Origin of the sequence: Gordonia sp. YY1, from assembly GCF_009872315.1 — a bacterium.
Lineage (GTDB): Bacteria > Actinomycetota > Actinomycetes > Mycobacteriales > Mycobacteriaceae > Gordonia > Gordonia amicalis.
In genome coordinates, this window is record NZ_WXYI01000013.1 from 14,383 (window position 1) to 29,020 (window position 14,638).

The following is a 14,638-nucleotide window of genomic DNA, read 5'->3' on the forward strand; positions in this document are numbered from 1 at the left end:
TTAGGTGTGGGGGCCCGCGACTGCGGGTTATCCCACACTCCCCCGATATGGGACCAAAGTCCCTGGAAGACGACCATCGGCCGGCTCCCGAGCAGCTCAACCGATGCGTCCCGAACCGCCGGGAATCCACTCACCGGTCTCCGGGTCGAGCACGGCCGAGCGGAATCCGCCGTTCGCACCGATCTCGGTGATCTTGTCGACCTGGCCGTCCCGGTCACTGTCGGTGTACACGGTGAACCCGTCCGGACCGTTGCGGGTCAGCGAGTCGTTGACCCCGTCGTTGTCGGTGTCGACCTCTGCCGGCCCGAGGTCCCAGATCCGGCCGTCCTCGTGCATCCACAGATGGTCGTCGAGGTCGTCGGCGGACGATTCCGCGTGGATCGCGGCGACCGAGTCCACGTGCGGATCGAGGCCGGTACCGGGTAGGTCTCCGGTCGCGAACGGTCCACCCGGCGCGGACGCCCCGGCGTCGGGGTGACCGGCGTCGAACGGGTCGGACCCCGCGTCGTCGTCGAAGATCGAATCCATCTCTCGCTCACCTGGTCCTGTCGTCGCCGTTGCTGCGGTCGTCTGGGCCGGCCGGATCGTTCGTGCCGGGGTCGGGTTTTTCGATGGAGCCGGTCGGGCGCGGTCCGTCCGGCTCGTCGGCCCACAACCCCTCGGAGCGGGCGACCAGTTCGCGGCGGATGCCCTCGGCGCGGTCACGGCGGATACGCGCCTCCTGCTGCGCGGCACCGCTGCGCAGCCGCCGGATGTCGTCGTCGATCTCCGCGACCTGCTCGGTCGTCCGCCGCGCCCGACGTTCGTGGGCGCGAGCGATCTGTCCCGCTGTCCGGGTCTCGGCTGCGGAGAACCGCAACCCGAGCTGATGGTCGAGTGTGGAGCGGGCGACCGCGAGCCGTTCGGAGACACGGGTCAGGCGGTCGGCACGATCCATCGCGCCGCGTCGGACGCGGATGACCCAGACCGCCACGCCGATCCCCAACAACAGGGTCAGCGGCATGCTGATCCATTGCAGGGTCTGCACCGAGGCCATCGGTGCGACGACGAGGCGTCCGACACCCAGGCCGGTGGAGGCACCGATGACGACCAGCAACGCGTCCTCCGCACCACCTCGGCGCCGCCGGTTGCCCGGCCCGTCTGCAGGCAGCGGGGTGTCGGACCAGGGCTCCCGCGGGGACGGTTCGCGGTCGAGACCCACCAGTGCCGTGGCCGCGACCTCGTCGATGCGCTCGTCGGCGTCGCGGCGGATGTCCTCGGCGAGGCCGGCCCACCGGGTGTCCAACCACGACCGGTGCTCGGCGTCGTCGACCGCCGGAGCATGGTCGGCGGCGGCCGCGAGTTCGCGGACACGCGACTGGAGCTCGGCCGAGCACTGCGCCCGGGCTCGGGCGAGGCCGGCTCGTACGGCGGCGAGACGGTCGACCCGGCCGCGATCCCGCGACGACAGCAGCCGACGACGCGTAATCATCAGGTCGTCGAGCGTTTTGGAGGAGTCGGTGTCGGTTCCGGCATCGGCCAGCAGATGCTCGACGGCCCCGACGCCGGCCGCGACCCGGGCCCGTTCGAGGCGCAGTGCATCGGGGGCCGCGTGTGCCTCGCGTATCCAGTCGACCAGCGCGTCGACGCCTGAGTCGACGACGTCTCCGCCGAGTGCCGCTGCCGCCGACACCCCGAACACCGGCATCGTCCCGAACGGATCGAGGGTCGTGCGGTGGGCCCGCACGATCCGGGGCCATTCCCAGAAGGCGTCGATCTTGGTGCACACGAGCGCGACGGTCCCGACCTGGGCACGCGCCTGCTCGACGAGGTGTCGTTCCTCGTCATCCACCGACGACGAGGGGTCGACGACGACCAGCGCGACCCCCGGCCGGGCTCCGCCGTCGGGTCCGGGCTCCCCGGCCTGGACGTCCCGGGCATGGATCTCGAGGTCGGGGGCCAGTTCGCGGATGGCGTCGACGAGCGTGCGCACCCCGACCCCCTCGGTCCCGACCACCAGGACCCCGGAACCGGAACCGACGCGTGCGGCGTCGAACCCGGTCAGTTCGCGCGTCGCCTCGAGGATGCGGGTACTCACCCGAGACCTCCCGCCGCCAGCAGCCGTTCGGCGTTCTCCCGGTCACACCCGCCGGCCGCCGCGCGTTCGAGTTCGGCGCGGATCTCGACCTCGCGCCAGAACCGGACGCGACCGACGCGGTCGGAGATCTCCGTGGTGAGCTGTGGAACCCCGCTGATCGCGTGCAACGCACGATTGAGCGCCGACGCGTCGGCCGCCATGTCCGATCCCTCGGCGATGAGCCGCAGCGCGGTGTCGATCCCGAAGGCGTCGATGCGGCGCAACAGCCCCTGCCGCAGTATTCGCTCCTCCGATCCCGGCGCGCCGACGAGGAATCGGCCGGCCATCGACGGCATCTCGGCCCCCTCGGCGGCCAGCCTCGCGAGGGCGGTGAACTCCGTCGCGTCGAGGTCGGCACAGGCCAGCAGCTGGGAGACCGCGTGGACGGGCAGGCCGAGTTGCGTCGAGGACCGATTCGCGGCGTCGACCGCGGCGTCCCAGTCGGGATGGGTGTCCGCCTTGCCCAGGACGACCACGACGCGATCGGCCGGCAACGATCGCAGCAGTTCGTGATCGGCCCGGCGCGGCGGTCCGGCCAGCACGAGAACCCAGAGGTCGGCGTCTGCGGCCGCGCGGGCGTCCTCGCCCGGGCCGATCACCGTCAGCGCCAGCCGCTCGCGCAGGGCGCGGGCCATCGTGTCGCGTCCGACGCCCGGCCTGCCGACCACCTGCACATGCAGCGGCCGTAGAAACCGTTGTCCCGCCGCGGAGAGGATCGGGACCAGAGGCGACGACGGCTCGACGAGCCCGGCGAGTCCGCCCTGCTCAGCGGCCATGGACAGGGAGTTCCGGTCTCGGCGTGGCGCTGGTGACGCATTCGTCGATGTGCCCACGTCCGCCCCCACGTCTCCATGCCCTTCCCCACCCGACATCCCGCGTGTTCCGCGGCTGGCCCGAGACTAATCCCGATTCACGCTGATGGGCGTCCTGACCTCCACATCCCCCGCCAACTGGCCGTTCCGTCCCCACGAACTCACTGCCCCTTGACGGACACGCCTCACCCGCGACTTCGTGGAAATGCCACGATGCGCAACGATGGACGGGTGAACAACAGCGCTGACAGGTCACGGTTGTATCCCCGCGTGACGAGCTTCCGATTCCGCCGGGGGACCTTGACGACCGGGCAGCAACGCAACTGGGAGACCCTCTGGCCCGTCCTCGGCCGCGACCTCGAGATCGGCCCGGAACGCATTCCCGAACCCCAGCTCGACCTGAACGCCATGTTCGGCCGGGACGCCCCCAAGGTGCTGGAGATCGGCAGCGGCACGGGAATCTCGACCGCGGCGATGGCCGAAGCCGAACCCGACGTCGACGTGGTCGCGGTCGAGGTCTACAAGCCCGGCCTGGCCCAGCTGCTCGGCCTCATCGACCGCAACGAGCTGACCAACGTGCGGCTGATCCGCGGCGATGCGTCGATCGTCCTGAGGGAGCTGATCCCGTCGTCGAGCCTCACCGGCGTCCGACTGTTCTTTCCCGATCCCTGGCCCAAGTCGCGTCACCACAAGCGCCGGTTCGTCCAGACGGGCACACTGGAGCTGATTGCCGACCGCCTCGTCCCCGGCGGCGTGTTGCACATCGCCACCGACCACGCCGGTTACGCCGAGTGGATCGCCGAGAAGCTCGCCACCCAGGACGCCGACGCCCCGCATGTCGTGCAGCTGACCCGCGAGTCCCCGATCCTGCTGGAACGGCCGACGACGAAGTTCGAGGGTCGTGCGGAGCGAGAGGGCCGGTACGTCAGCGAGTTCGTGTACACGCGGCCCATCCCGCCGGCCTCCGCATCCGGCGACACCACCGACGGGAGCCCGGCATGACCGACCAGAGCCCTGGCGGATCCCCTGGCGGATTTGCGGACACCATCTCGGGCCAGACCGGCACGCGCCGGATGCTGCTGGTCTGGGATGCGCCCAACATGGACATGGGCCTCGGCGCCCTGCTGGGCGGTCGTCCGACGGCTGCACACCGCCCCCGGTTCGACGCGCTGGGCCGGTGGTTGCTGCACCGGACCGCAGATGTGTCAGCTCTCACGGAGGGTGAGAACGGCGTCGAGCCCGAGGCGACCGTCTTCACCAACATCGCCCCAGGTAGCGCAGACGTTGTGCGTCCCTGGGTGGACGCCCTCCGCAACGTCGGTTTTGCGGTGTTCGCCAAGCCGAAGCTGTCCGATGACAGCGATGTGGACTCCGACATGCTCGACCACATCGAACTTCGCAGGCACACTGTTGGACTAGCCGGCGTGATCGTGGCGTCCGCCGACGGCCAGGCATTCCGCGAGCCGCTCCTCGAAGTGGCCGCCGACGGGGTGCCCGTCACCGTCATCGGTTTCCGCGAACACGCCAGTTGGGCCCTCACCACCGAGGAACTGGAGTTCGTCGACCTCGAGGACATCCCGGGCGTGTTCCGGGAGCCGCTGCCCCGCATCGGGCTGGACTCGCTTCCGGACGAAGGCGCCTGGCTCACACCGTTCCGGCCGCTCAGCGCGCTACTGCGCTGAACGCGCGCGGTGCCTCGTCGGATGTCGCCGAGGGGCTCGCTGAGGGTGTCACCGACCCCGACACCTCAGGGATCACTCAGGCAACACTGTCAAGATCTCACGGAGAACTGACAGAATCGCGACCGGCACCGTTCACCTCCGGCACGGCGCGCGTCGCGGCGCACCGACGGCCCGACACACCTGGACCGCGGCCGGCGCCCGACACGTCGCACACGAAAGGACATCAGCGTGTTCCGAGTAATCGGCACATTCGTGTATCGAATGCGCTTCCTCGTCATCGCGGTGATGATCGCACTGATGGCGGGACTCGGACTATACGGCCTCGACCTCAGCAAGCATCTGAGTCAGAGCGGTTGGTTCGACCCCACGTCGGAATCCGATCTCGGCGCCCGCTACGCCGACAAGGCACTCGGCCGCGATCACACGTCTGATGTCATTCTCCTGGTCACGCCACCGGAAGGCACACGGGTCGACGACCCGGCCTTCGGGAAGAAGGTGGAGACCTTCGTCGAAGACCTGATCGCCACCCACCCCGACATCGTCGGGCGCGCCGACCCCGGCCTCTACGACCCGTTCCTCGTGCAGCCGGCGCAGAGCGCGGTCCAGGCGCGACTGTTCACCCCGGACAAACGTCAGGCCTTCATCAGCATCGGCGTCGCCGGTGACGACGACACCACGGTGCTGGCGAATTACAACACCATCGAACCGTTCTTTGACGACATCGCCGAACGCTTCGACATACCCGGGGCCACCTTCGAGCTCGCCGGCCTGCAACCCGTCGCCGGGTCGATGGCCGACGGCATGGACAAGGACATCAAGCGCGCCGAGGTCATCGCGCTGCCGGTGGTCGCGCTCATGCTGTTCTTCGTGTTCGGCGGCGTGATCGCGGCGTGTCTGCCGGTCCTGATCGGCGGCCTGACGATCGCGGGATCGCTGGGCATCATGAAGATCCTCGCGCTGACCACCGAACTCAACATCTTCGCGCAGTCCGTGGTGACGCTGATCGGTCTCGGCATCGCCATCGACTACGGCCTGTTCATCGTGTCCCGCTTCCGCGAGGAACTCGGCGAGGGCTATTCCACCAAGGCGGCGGTCCGAAGAACCGTGATGACCGCGGGCCAGACCGTGGTGTTCTCGGCGACGATCATCGTCGCCGCCCTCGCCTGCCTGCTGATCATGCCCCAGGGATTCCTCAAGTCGGTGGCCTACGGCGCCATCGCGTCGGTCTCCCTCGCCGCGATCCTGTCGATCACGGTGTTGCCGGCGATCCTGGCCATCCTCGGGCCGCGGGTCAACATGCTGTCGATCAGCACCATCCTCAAGTTCACCGCGATCCCGCTGGTCCGGCGCTTCTCGACCGAGGAACGCGCCGTCGCACTCGAGAACCGGTTCTCCGGCCGGATGAAGACCAGCCAGGAAGTCGAGAACGGCTTCTGGGGGCGTCTCGCCACGTGGGTGATGAAGCACCCGGTGAAGACGGCGATCCCGACCGTCCTCCTCCTGCTGGCTCTGACGATCCCGTTCGGGAGCATCCAGTTCGGCGGCATCAGCGAGAAGTTCCTGCCGCCGGACAACTCGGCTCGTGTGGCCCAGGAGAAGTTCGACGAGTACTTCCCCAGTGAGCGCACCGAGGCGGTCAAGCTCGTCATCGTCTACGACCAGACGAACCAGGAAGACCAGAACAAGCTGGAGGCCATCGCCCGGCAGGCCGACCAGGTTCCGGGTTTCACCAACAAGTTCAGTGACCCCGATAAGGCCGGCTTCGGCTCGTACGACGCCGAGAAATACCCGAACGTGGGCGTCTATCAGGTCTCGGCCGGTCTGGTCGACCGCACCAAGGCCGCCCAGGCGATCGATCAGCTCCGGGCGATCGACACGCAGGGTCTCACGATGTACGTGACGGGTACCCCGGCCCTCACCCAGGACTCGATCGACGCGCTGATGGACCGGTTGCCCCTGATGGCGATCATGCTGGTCCTGATCACCGGCCTGTTGATGTTCCTGCAGTTCGGTTCGCTCGTCCTGCCGATCAAGGCGGCACTGATGACCGCGCTCGGCCTCGGTGCGACGCTGGGCATCCTGACCTGGATCTTCGTCGACGGCCACGGCTCCGGCCTCGCGAACTTCACCCCGGGTCCGCTGTTCGCGGCGATCCTCGTGCTGATCATCGCGATCATCTTCGGTCTCTCCACCGACTACGAGGTGTTCCTGCTCTCCCGCATGGTCGAGGCCAGACAGCGGGGCGCGAGTACCACCGAATCCATCCGTAGCGGCATCGCCCACACCGGCGGGATCATCACCGCGGCGGCCGCCATCCTGGTCGTCGTGACAGGTGCGTTCAGCCTGTCCGACATCGTGATGATGAAGTACATCGCGTACGGCATGATCGCGGCGCTGATCCTCGATGCCACGGTGATCCGCATGCTCCTCGTGCCGTCGGTCATGAAACTCCTCGGCGACGACTGCTGGTGGGCGCCCCGCTGGATGCAGACGGTGCAGCGCAAGATCGGTCTCGGCGAGGCCGTACTCGAGGACGAGCCCGACGAGCAACGCGACTCCGGCGTGGCACGCAAGATGAGTGCGGGCACGCTGGTGGCGGAGGCCCCGACCTCGGTCATGACCGCGGCCCGGCCGCGTACCGTTCCCGCGGGCGCCGCACCGGCCCGACGCGGAGCGCCCGGCCGCGATGGACGACAGCCCGTTCCCCCGCGTCCGAATGCGCCCGCGTCCAGCGCGCCCATCACCAACGCGCCCGCGTCGAGCGCACCGATGACCAACGCACCGATGACACCGACGCGCCGGCCCGGCGCGCCCGCGCAGCACAGCGGCGGACCGGGTCCCGTGACCCCCGCACCCATGTCCGCGGAGGTCCCCGGGCGTGCGGTCACCGGTCGCGTGGGCCCGTCGACACCGCCGACCGCACAGCCGTCCGGCGCCCAGGCCTCGCCTGCACCCGAGGCACCGCGGCCCGAACGGCGCCCGCCGGCGTCGTACCGGCGACCGGGTCTGCCCAAGGGTGACCGTCCGGACACCGGTGGGTGGACCCTCGGCGAGGGCGGCATCCGCCTCGGCGACGCCGCACCGCGCGCGAACGGTGAACGCCCGACGAGCCCCACTCCCCCGTCGGCACCGACTCCGCCGGTCCCGACGCCGCCACCGGCAGCCGCTCCGGCGCGCGACACGGGTTCGCGGTCGCCACTGGGTCGACGCCCCAGCCTCGACGACGCGGGTCGCCGTCCGCTGGCGGCCTCGGTGTCGCCGGAGAACTCGACACCGACGACCCGTGGTCGCCGGACCTCGGGGCCGTCGCCGATGGAGCGTGGGCTGAGCCCGGACGTCACTCCGGCGGCCACCCCCCGGCCGGGAACCGGCGCCCCTGCCGGCCCGCCGTCCGGGGACGGCGGCTCCGGCCGTCGCCGGCCGCGCACCGACCGGCACGCCCGCTCGGACGAGTCCGGCGACGAGTCCCAGATCAGCGTGCAGGAACTGCTGAAGCGGAGCCGTTCCGAGAAGTGAACATCGAGAAGTGATCGCCGACGGTCGGTGGAGTTCGCCTCCACCGACCGTGGTGTATCCGGCTATGAATCCCACGGATTCGCGGATCAATTCGGGATGGGCCGGAACTGGGCATTGCCCCGATGTGACTGCGCCCACATCCTGGGCAGGATGTCTGCCAGCACACCAACGCTGGAGGGACAGCCTGCATGAACTCTTCGACCTGGACGTCTCCGGAGCATCGCCGCAGCGTGCTCTGGATCGTCACCCTCGCCGCCGTCGCCATCGTCTTCGACGGCTACGACCTCGTCGTCTACGGGACGGTCCTGCCGACTCTGCTCGACGACCCCGGACAGCTGGGCGAGCTGACCCCGGCGACCGCCGGCGCGCTCGGGTCCTACGCGCTCATCGGCGTGATGATCGGCGCTCTGGCCGCCGGCGCGTTCGGTGACCGGGTCGGCCGGCGTCGGATGATGCTGGTCAACATCGTCTGGTTCTCGGTCGGCATGGCGGCGACCGCCCTGGCCACCGACCTCGTCTCGTTCGGAATCCTGCGCTTTCTCACCGGGATCGGGATCGGCGGCCTGGTCGCGACCGCGGGAGCGATGGTCGCCGAGTTCGCGCCGGCCTCCAAGCGGAACCTGTTCAACGCGATCGTCTACAGCGGGGTCCCGGCGGGCGGTGTCCTCGCGTCCGTGCTGGCAATGCTGTTCGTCGATCAGATCGGGTGGCGCGGCCTGTTCTGGATCGGGGCACTGCCGCTCGTGACGCTGCTCCCGCTCGCGGTGCTGAAGATGCCCGAGTCCCCGCAGTGGCTCGCCGCACGCGGACGGTATGAGGAAGCCCGCGAGATCAGCACGCACACCGGAATTCCGGTGGATCTACGGACACGCCACCTTCGCCAGGAGCCGGCACCGGCTCCGGTGAAGCTCGGCTTCGCCGCGCTGGTGACGCGCCGGTTCGCCGTGCCGACGCTGTTGCTGGGAACGATGAGTTTCGTCGGCCTGTTGCTGACCTACGGTCTCAACACCTGGCTTCCGCAGATCATGGAGGCCAATGGATTCGACGCCAAGGGGTCGCTCTCGTTCCTGCTGGTCCTCAACGGCGGCGCGATCGTGGGCGGCCTGATCGCGGCCCGTCTCGCCGATCAGCGAGGCCCGCAGCAGGTCGTCGCGACATCGTTCTGTCTGGCCACCTTCGCGCTCGTGTGCCTGACATTCGGTCTCCCGCTGCCGATCCTGCTCGTCGCGGTCGCGGTTGCCGGCACGGGCACCATCGGGACCCAGGTCCTGATCTACGGTTTCGTGTCGAACTTCTACCCGACGGAGGCCCGCGGCGCGGGCGTCGCCTGGTGTGCCGGCTTCGGCCGCCTCGGCGGGATCGTCGGCCCGATCATCGGTGGCCTGCTGATCGGCGCCGGCGTCTCGTCGGGGACCGCTTTCTACCTGTTCGGCGGTATCGCGCTCGCCGGTGCGGCGGCCACGCTGATGGTCGTGACTCCGAAGGTCGCACCGGCCACCCCGATCACGTCGGCCACCCTCGCGGCCACCGACCTGTAACCGGCACAACCACTTTCATCAATCGGCCGGGCGGAGGACTCAGTCCTCCTCCAGGCCGTGTTCGATGACGTAACGGGTCAGTTCCACACGATTGCCCAGCTGCAGCTTCCGGAGCGTGGCCTGCACATGGTTCTCGACGGTCCGGTGACTGAGGGACAGCCGCCGGGCGATCTGCTTGGCGCTGAGCCCTTTCGCCACGAGTCGCAACACCTCGGTCTCCCGGTCCGTGAGGGACGGTGTCGCCGCCGAGACGTCGGGTTGCTGCGACATCCTGCGGTACTCGCCCAGGACGAGACCGGCGAGCCCGGGTGTGAACACGGCCTGCCCGTCCGCGGTCGCGCGGACCGCGGACACGAGTTCCTCGCGGGACGACGACTTCACGAGATATCCGCTGGCGCCGGCCTTCACGGCCTCGAGCACGTCGTCTCGCTCGCTCGAGGCCGAGAGCACGAGGATGCGGGTCCGTGGCGACACCTCGAGCACCGCCGCGGTTGCGTCGGCACCTGAGCCGTCGGGGAGTTGCATGTCCATCAGCACGACGTCCGGGGTGACCGCGGCCGCACGACGACCCGCGCTGCCCACCCCGTCGGCGGTGGCCACCACGTCGAATCCCTCGTCGGCGAGGTCACGGGCGACCGCGTCGCGCCAGATCGGGTGGTCGTCGACGACCATGATCCGCAACCGTCCTGCCGCACCGTCTGCCACGTGTTCGTCCTCCGACCCGACTGTGCCCATCGGTCCCTCCCTCAGTCCCGCCGACCCTCGGTCTGCCGACGTGGAACGGTGAACTCCCATTCGGTGCCGCCGCCGGGTTCGGTGTCGAGGACGGCCGTGCCGCCCACTGACTCGATTCTGCCGACAATGGATTTCGCGACACCGAGACGTCCCTGAGAGACCGCCTGTGCCAGTCGGCCCTCGACGATTCCGACACCGTCGTCACGTACGCTCACCACCACGTCGTCCCCCAGATCCTCTACCAGGATGAAGGCGCGCGCATCGGGTCCCGCGTGGTGGTGTGTGTTGTCGAGAGCGTTGACCACGGCGGCGCGGATCTCGTGCCCGATGCGGGCGGGTACGGGGACGGGGTCGGCGGGTGCACTCACCGAGACCCGATCGTCGGCGAACACCCTCAGTGCGGCCACGAGATCCAGCTCCCCGGTGCCCGGCACGCCGACGCCGTCCAGGTCGTCTTCGGCACCGGCATCCCCGGCGTCGGAGATCAATCGACGCAATGCGCGTTCCTGTTCGGCGGCCAACGACGCCAGTTCTGCTGTGGGGCCACCGATCTCACGACCTCGCCGGGCGATGAGCGCGAGCACCTGAAGCACTCCGTCGTGCACCTCGCGCGACAAGCGCTCACGTTCCTCGGCGGCCGCCGCGATACGCGCTGCGGCCGAGAGCTTCTCATGCGTCCGGCGGGCGTTCGCCGCGGCGAGTCCGACGGCCATACCGGTCGCGACGATCACGATGATCGTGGCGTTGCGTCCGAAGTTCAGGTTCAGCTCGCCCTTGACGAAAGTGCTCGTCCCGCCGACGACGAGGCCCGCGATGATCCCGTACGTCGGCCCGGCCAGGATGGCCACCGAGATCACCGCGTTGGTGGCCCACAGCGTCGTCGGCCAGGTCTGGTTGTGCCATGCCCACCCGGCGTCGGCGACATATGAGGTGGACAGCATCAGGCCGCAGACCGCGACGACCTCGGCGGTCACCCAGTAGCGGTTGCGGGCGAATCCGATGAAGTAACCGATGCCGCTGACCAGTGTCCAGGCGGTCAGCAGACCGAAGAGCGCCCACGCGACGGCACGATGCTCGAGGTCGTCGTTGATCGCGATCTGGAAGCCGAGCGCATACAGATACGACAGCAGCCGGAAGATCTGCGCACCACGCCACAGCGGGCCGACCGGATCGGCGTCGACGGCACGGGCCGGCAGTCCGGCCTCGGTGTGCCGCATCTGCGCGACCCACCGCGCGGACGGCTCTGCGCTCACGATGGTCCCGGGTCCCGGGGGTCCGGCTCGGACTCATCGGATTTCGGTGTCTCACCACCGTGCCTCGTGCCGCGCTCGGCCACCGCATCCGCGGTCGCATCGGGATCGGCGGTGTCCCACACGGGTTCACTGGGTTCGACCACGTGACCACCGGCGGCCTCCTGGTCGTCGGCCGCGCCCTCGCTGTCCTTCAGGTGCCGTATCGCGGTGTTGAGGAAGGCGATGAGCGGTACCGCGAGCAGGCCGCCGATGATCCCCGCCGAGACCAGCCCCGCGGCGATGCCCAGGACGACCGCGACCGGATGCAGTCGCACCGAACGTCCCAGCAGAAATGGTTGCAGCACATGGCTTTCGAGCTGCATGACGCCGACGACGATGGCGAGGGCCACGACGGCCGCGAGCCAGCCCTGGGTGATCAGTGCGACCAGCACCGCCAGCGAACCGCTCAGCAGGGCACCGACGATCGGGATGAACGCGCCCAGGAACACCAGCGACGCCAGCGGGAGTGCGAGCGGAACCTGCAGGATGGCGAGGCCGACGCCGATGCCGCAGGCGTCGACGAAGGCCACGGCGACCGTGGCCCGCACGTAGCCGACGAGCGTCCCGAATCCGGCGATTCCCGCTCGCCACACCCGGTCACGGGTCGCGACGGGTACGACGCCGACCGAGAACCGCCAGATCTGATCACCTCCGTAGAGGAAGAAGATGAGGAGGAAGAGTGTGAGCAGTGCGCCGGTGATGATCTCGCTCGCCGTGGTGGCGGTGGCGAGCGCGCCGCTGGTGACCCGATCCTGGTTGTGCTGCAGGAAGTCCAGGATGTCGGTACCCGCATTGCGCACCTGCTCGGGGTCGAGGTCGAGCGGTCCCTCGATCAACCACTCCTTGGTGCGCTCCACTGTTGCGCTGACCTCTTCGACGAGCTGCGGCACGCCCCGCATGAACTCGCGCACCACAAAGGTCATGACACCCGCGATGAATCCCAGCGCGAGCAGGATGTTGAGGAGCACCGCCAGGGATCTCGGCACCCCGCGACGGTCGAGGGCGTCGACCGCGGGCACGAGCATCGCCGCGATCAGGATCGCGAGCGCGACCGGGACCAGCACCTCCTCGAACTCCACGAAGAGCTTGGCGGCGACGTAGGCCGCGAAGAGGAGCAGGAGCAACCGCCACGCCCATTCCGCGGCGGCTCGCACCTGCGGGTGGACCCTGGCACGGTCGAGGGACGCGAGGTCGGGGGCAACATGCGGCCGACCGGCCGGTTCGGCTTCGCTCACGAGAGCAACAGTAGACAGTCGATCTACCCAATGGTGGTGGACATACGGCGATACAGCCTGGCCTAAGGTGTCACGTATGTCGGAGGATATTGGCTCGCCGGGGGACGTGACCCCTCGCTCGGCCACCCGTCCCCGCTTCTGGTGGGTGCGGTGGGTCCTCCTGGCCGTCGTCCTGGTGATCCTCGGTGTCGAGGTCGTGCTGATCTGGCCCGAGCTGAAGAAGGCCTGGCTACGCATCGGCGACATCAAATGGCACTGGGTGTTCGCCTGTGTCGTGGCCGCGATGCTGTCGATGGACAGTTTCGCGAAGGTCCAGCGCGCGCTGCTGCGTTCGGCAGGCGTCCGCGTCACCCAGTGGAAGTCGCTGTCGGTCATCCTCGCCGCCAACTCGCTCAGCCAGACGATGCCGGGCGGTCAGGTGCTGGCGCCCGCCTTCACCTACCGCGAGACGCGCAAGTGGGGTGCGACCCCGGTCGTCGCGTCGTGGCAGGTCGTCATGTCGGGGCTGCTGGCAGGCGTCGGCCTCGCCGTCCTCGGTTTCGGCGGCGCAATGCTCGCCGGTGCCAAGACCAGCCCGTTCTCCGTCGTGTTCTCGGTCGCCGGTCTGCTCGCGGTCGCGGTGGTCCTGCAGTACCTCGCCAGCCATCCGGAATCTCTGAAGAACACCAGCATCCGGGTGCTGGGCTGGATCAACCAGCTCCGCAACAAACCCGACGACCACGGCACCGAGAAGCTCTTCGAGACACTGGAGCAGCTCCGCGCGGTCCAGCTGACCAAACGCGACACCTCCATCGCCTTCGGCTGGAGCCTGTTCAACTGGGTCGCCGACGTCGCGTGTCTGATGTTCGCCTGCTGGGCCGTCGACGCGCACCCGAGCATCTCTGGACTCATGGTCGCGTACGCGGCCGGCAAGGCCGTCGGCACGGCGATCCCGTTGCTCCCGGGCGGTATCGGCGTGGTCGACGCCGTGCTGGTCCCGGCCCTCACCAGCGCCGGGATGCCCGCCGCCGACGCCATCACCGCCGTCCTGATCTACCGGATCATCAGCTACGTCTTCATCGCGGCGGTGGGCTGGGTGGTCATCGCGATCATGTTCCGCAGCCGGATCAGGCGCGACGACACGTTCATCGACGCGGTCGAGCGGGACGTCGACGCGGCCGCATCAGAGGACCCGTCCCGTTCGGAGTCCGGTCAAGGGTCCGACACTGATCCCCCGTCAGACCCGGTACGGTAGACCACCATGCCGATCCCGAACCCCACCGAGGCGGGGACCTCACCGGCGCGCGGGACCGCGACCGGGCCGGTTGCCGCCCTGTTCGACGCGGTGGCCATCACGATCTTCGTGGTGATCGGCCGGGCCAGCCACGAAGAGGGCTATGCACCGGTCGCCTTTCTGCACACGCTGTGGCCGTTCCTCGTGGGCTGCGCGGCCGGCTGGTCGATCACCTACGTGTACGCCCACGTGCGGTCCAGCGACTTCTTCGGCCACGACTTCCGTCCCGACCGTGTGGTGCCGGTCGGGATCGTCATCTGGTTCTGCACCGTGACCGTCGCGATGATCCTGCGCTTCATCCTCAGCCAGGGCGTGGCCGTCAGCTTCGTCATCGTCGCGACCGTGACGCTCGCCGTCTTCCTGCTCGGATGGCGCGCGGTCTTCGCCTACCTCGGCCGGCGCGCCGCCGACCGCTGACACACCGCGCCGATGTCCGCAA

12 protein-coding genes are annotated in these 14,638 nt (G+C 69.1%); 6 read left to right on the top strand and 6 right to left on the bottom strand.

Annotation, left to right across the window (positions count from 1 at the left end):
- Window positions 1–96: 96 nt before the first annotated feature.
- From BPODLACK_RS16325 to BPODLACK_RS16335, 3 genes are read right to left on the bottom strand one after another with little or no spacing between them, the layout of a single operon-like run.
- Window positions 97–528 carry a DUF6802 family protein gene (locus BPODLACK_RS16325; protein ID WP_159405706.1) on the bottom strand — a complete coding sequence of 144 codons (432 nt, stop codon included), beginning with the start codon at window positions 526–528 and terminating at the stop codon, window positions 97–99.
- A gap of 7 nt (window positions 529–535) precedes the next feature.
- Window positions 536–2,077: a hypothetical protein gene (locus tag BPODLACK_RS16330; protein ID WP_159405707.1), complete on the bottom strand. Its 1,542-nt coding sequence runs from the start codon at window positions 2,075–2,077 to the stop codon at window positions 536–538.
- Window positions 2,074–2,892 (bottom strand): hypothetical protein, encoded by an 819-nt coding sequence (locus BPODLACK_RS16335; RefSeq protein ID WP_159405708.1) that lies wholly within the window; start codon window positions 2,890–2,892, stop codon window positions 2,074–2,076. Before BPODLACK_RS16335 ends, BPODLACK_RS16330 begins: the two co-directional genes overlap by 4 nt.
- Window positions 2,893–3,141: 249 nt before the next feature.
- Here BPODLACK_RS16335 and trmB point away from each other — a divergent pair, with 249 nt between their 5' ends.
- The 4 genes from trmB (at window position 3,142) to BPODLACK_RS16355 (ending at window position 9,664) form a co-directional block, all read left to right on the top strand.
- Window positions 3,142–3,930 carry a tRNA (guanosine(46)-N7)-methyltransferase TrmB gene (gene trmB, locus BPODLACK_RS16340; protein WP_006436795.1) on the top strand — a complete coding sequence of 263 codons (789 nt, stop codon included), beginning with the start codon at window positions 3,142–3,144 and terminating at the stop codon, window positions 3,928–3,930.
- Entirely contained in the window at window positions 3,927–4,610 is a 684-nt protein-coding gene (locus tag BPODLACK_RS16345; RefSeq protein ID WP_096274794.1) for an NYN domain-containing protein, read from the top strand. Before trmB ends, BPODLACK_RS16345 begins: the two co-directional genes overlap by 4 nt.
- A 228-nt stretch (window positions 4,611–4,838) precedes the next feature.
- Complete coding sequence (locus BPODLACK_RS16350) at window positions 4,839–8,126, top strand: MMPL family transporter (protein ID WP_159405709.1); 3,288 nt, start codon at window positions 4,839–4,841, stop codon at window positions 8,124–8,126.
- Between the two features lie 188 nt (window positions 8,127–8,314).
- Window positions 8,315–9,664, top strand: coding sequence for an MFS transporter (locus BPODLACK_RS16355; protein WP_024499463.1), 1,350 nt, complete (start codon window positions 8,315–8,317; stop codon window positions 9,662–9,664).
- Window positions 9,665–9,703: 39 nt separating this feature from the next.
- Here BPODLACK_RS16355 and BPODLACK_RS16360 read toward each other — a convergent pair whose 3' ends face one another.
- The 3 genes from BPODLACK_RS16360 to BPODLACK_RS16370 are packed head-to-tail and all read right to left on the bottom strand — an operon-like array spanning window position 9,704 to window position 12,926.
- A complete protein-coding gene (locus tag BPODLACK_RS16360; RefSeq protein ID WP_024499462.1) occupies window positions 9,704–10,399 on the bottom strand; it encodes a response regulator in 696 nt (231 codons plus the stop codon).
- Window positions 10,400–10,410: 11 nt separating this feature from the next.
- A complete protein-coding gene (macS, locus tag BPODLACK_RS16365) occupies window positions 10,411–11,652 on the bottom strand; it encodes a MacS family sensor histidine kinase (protein WP_024499461.1) in 1,242 nt (413 codons plus the stop codon).
- Window positions 11,649–12,926: an AI-2E family transporter gene (locus BPODLACK_RS16370; RefSeq protein WP_024499460.1), complete on the bottom strand. Its 1,278-nt coding sequence runs from the start codon at window positions 12,924–12,926 to the stop codon at window positions 11,649–11,651. The genes macS and BPODLACK_RS16370 overlap by 4 nt, the downstream gene beginning before the upstream one ends.
- A gap of 76 nt (window positions 12,927–13,002) precedes the next feature.
- Between BPODLACK_RS16370 and BPODLACK_RS16375 the strand changes: the two genes are divergently transcribed.
- Window positions 13,003–14,160 (top strand): lysylphosphatidylglycerol synthase transmembrane domain-containing protein, encoded by a 1,158-nt coding sequence (locus tag BPODLACK_RS16375; protein ID WP_006436669.1) that lies wholly within the window; start codon window positions 13,003–13,005, stop codon window positions 14,158–14,160.
- A 6-nt stretch (window positions 14,161–14,166) separates the two neighbouring features.
- Window positions 14,167–14,616, top strand: a complete 450-nt coding sequence (locus tag BPODLACK_RS16380; RefSeq protein ID WP_006436668.1) for a DUF3054 domain-containing protein — start codon at window positions 14,167–14,169, stop codon at window positions 14,614–14,616.
- Window positions 14,617–14,638 lie beyond the last annotated feature (22 nt).

Coding starts and splice junctions, on each gene's coding strand:
- BPODLACK_RS16325 (WP_159405706.1), bottom strand. CDS start 528: ATGGATTCGATCTTCGACGACGACGCGGGGTCCGACCCGTTCGACGCC.
- BPODLACK_RS16335 (WP_159405708.1), bottom strand. CDS start 2,892: ATGGCCGCTGAGCAGGGCGGACTCGCCGGGCTCGTCGAGCCGTCGTCG.
- trmB (WP_006436795.1), top strand. CDS start 3,142: ATGCGCAACGATGGACGGGTGAACAACAGCGCTGACAGGTCACGGTTG.
- BPODLACK_RS16345 (WP_096274794.1), top strand. CDS start 3,927: ATGACCGACCAGAGCCCTGGCGGATCCCCTGGCGGATTTGCGGACACC.
- BPODLACK_RS16355 (WP_024499463.1), top strand. CDS start 8,315: ATGAACTCTTCGACCTGGACGTCTCCGGAGCATCGCCGCAGCGTGCTC.
- BPODLACK_RS16360 (WP_024499462.1), bottom strand. CDS start 10,399: ATGGGCACAGTCGGGTCGGAGGACGAACACGTGGCAGACGGTGCGGCA.
- BPODLACK_RS16375 (WP_006436669.1), top strand. CDS start 13,003: ATGTCGGAGGATATTGGCTCGCCGGGGGACGTGACCCCTCGCTCGGCC.
- BPODLACK_RS16380 (WP_006436668.1), top strand. CDS start 14,167: ATGCCGATCCCGAACCCCACCGAGGCGGGGACCTCACCGGCGCGCGGG.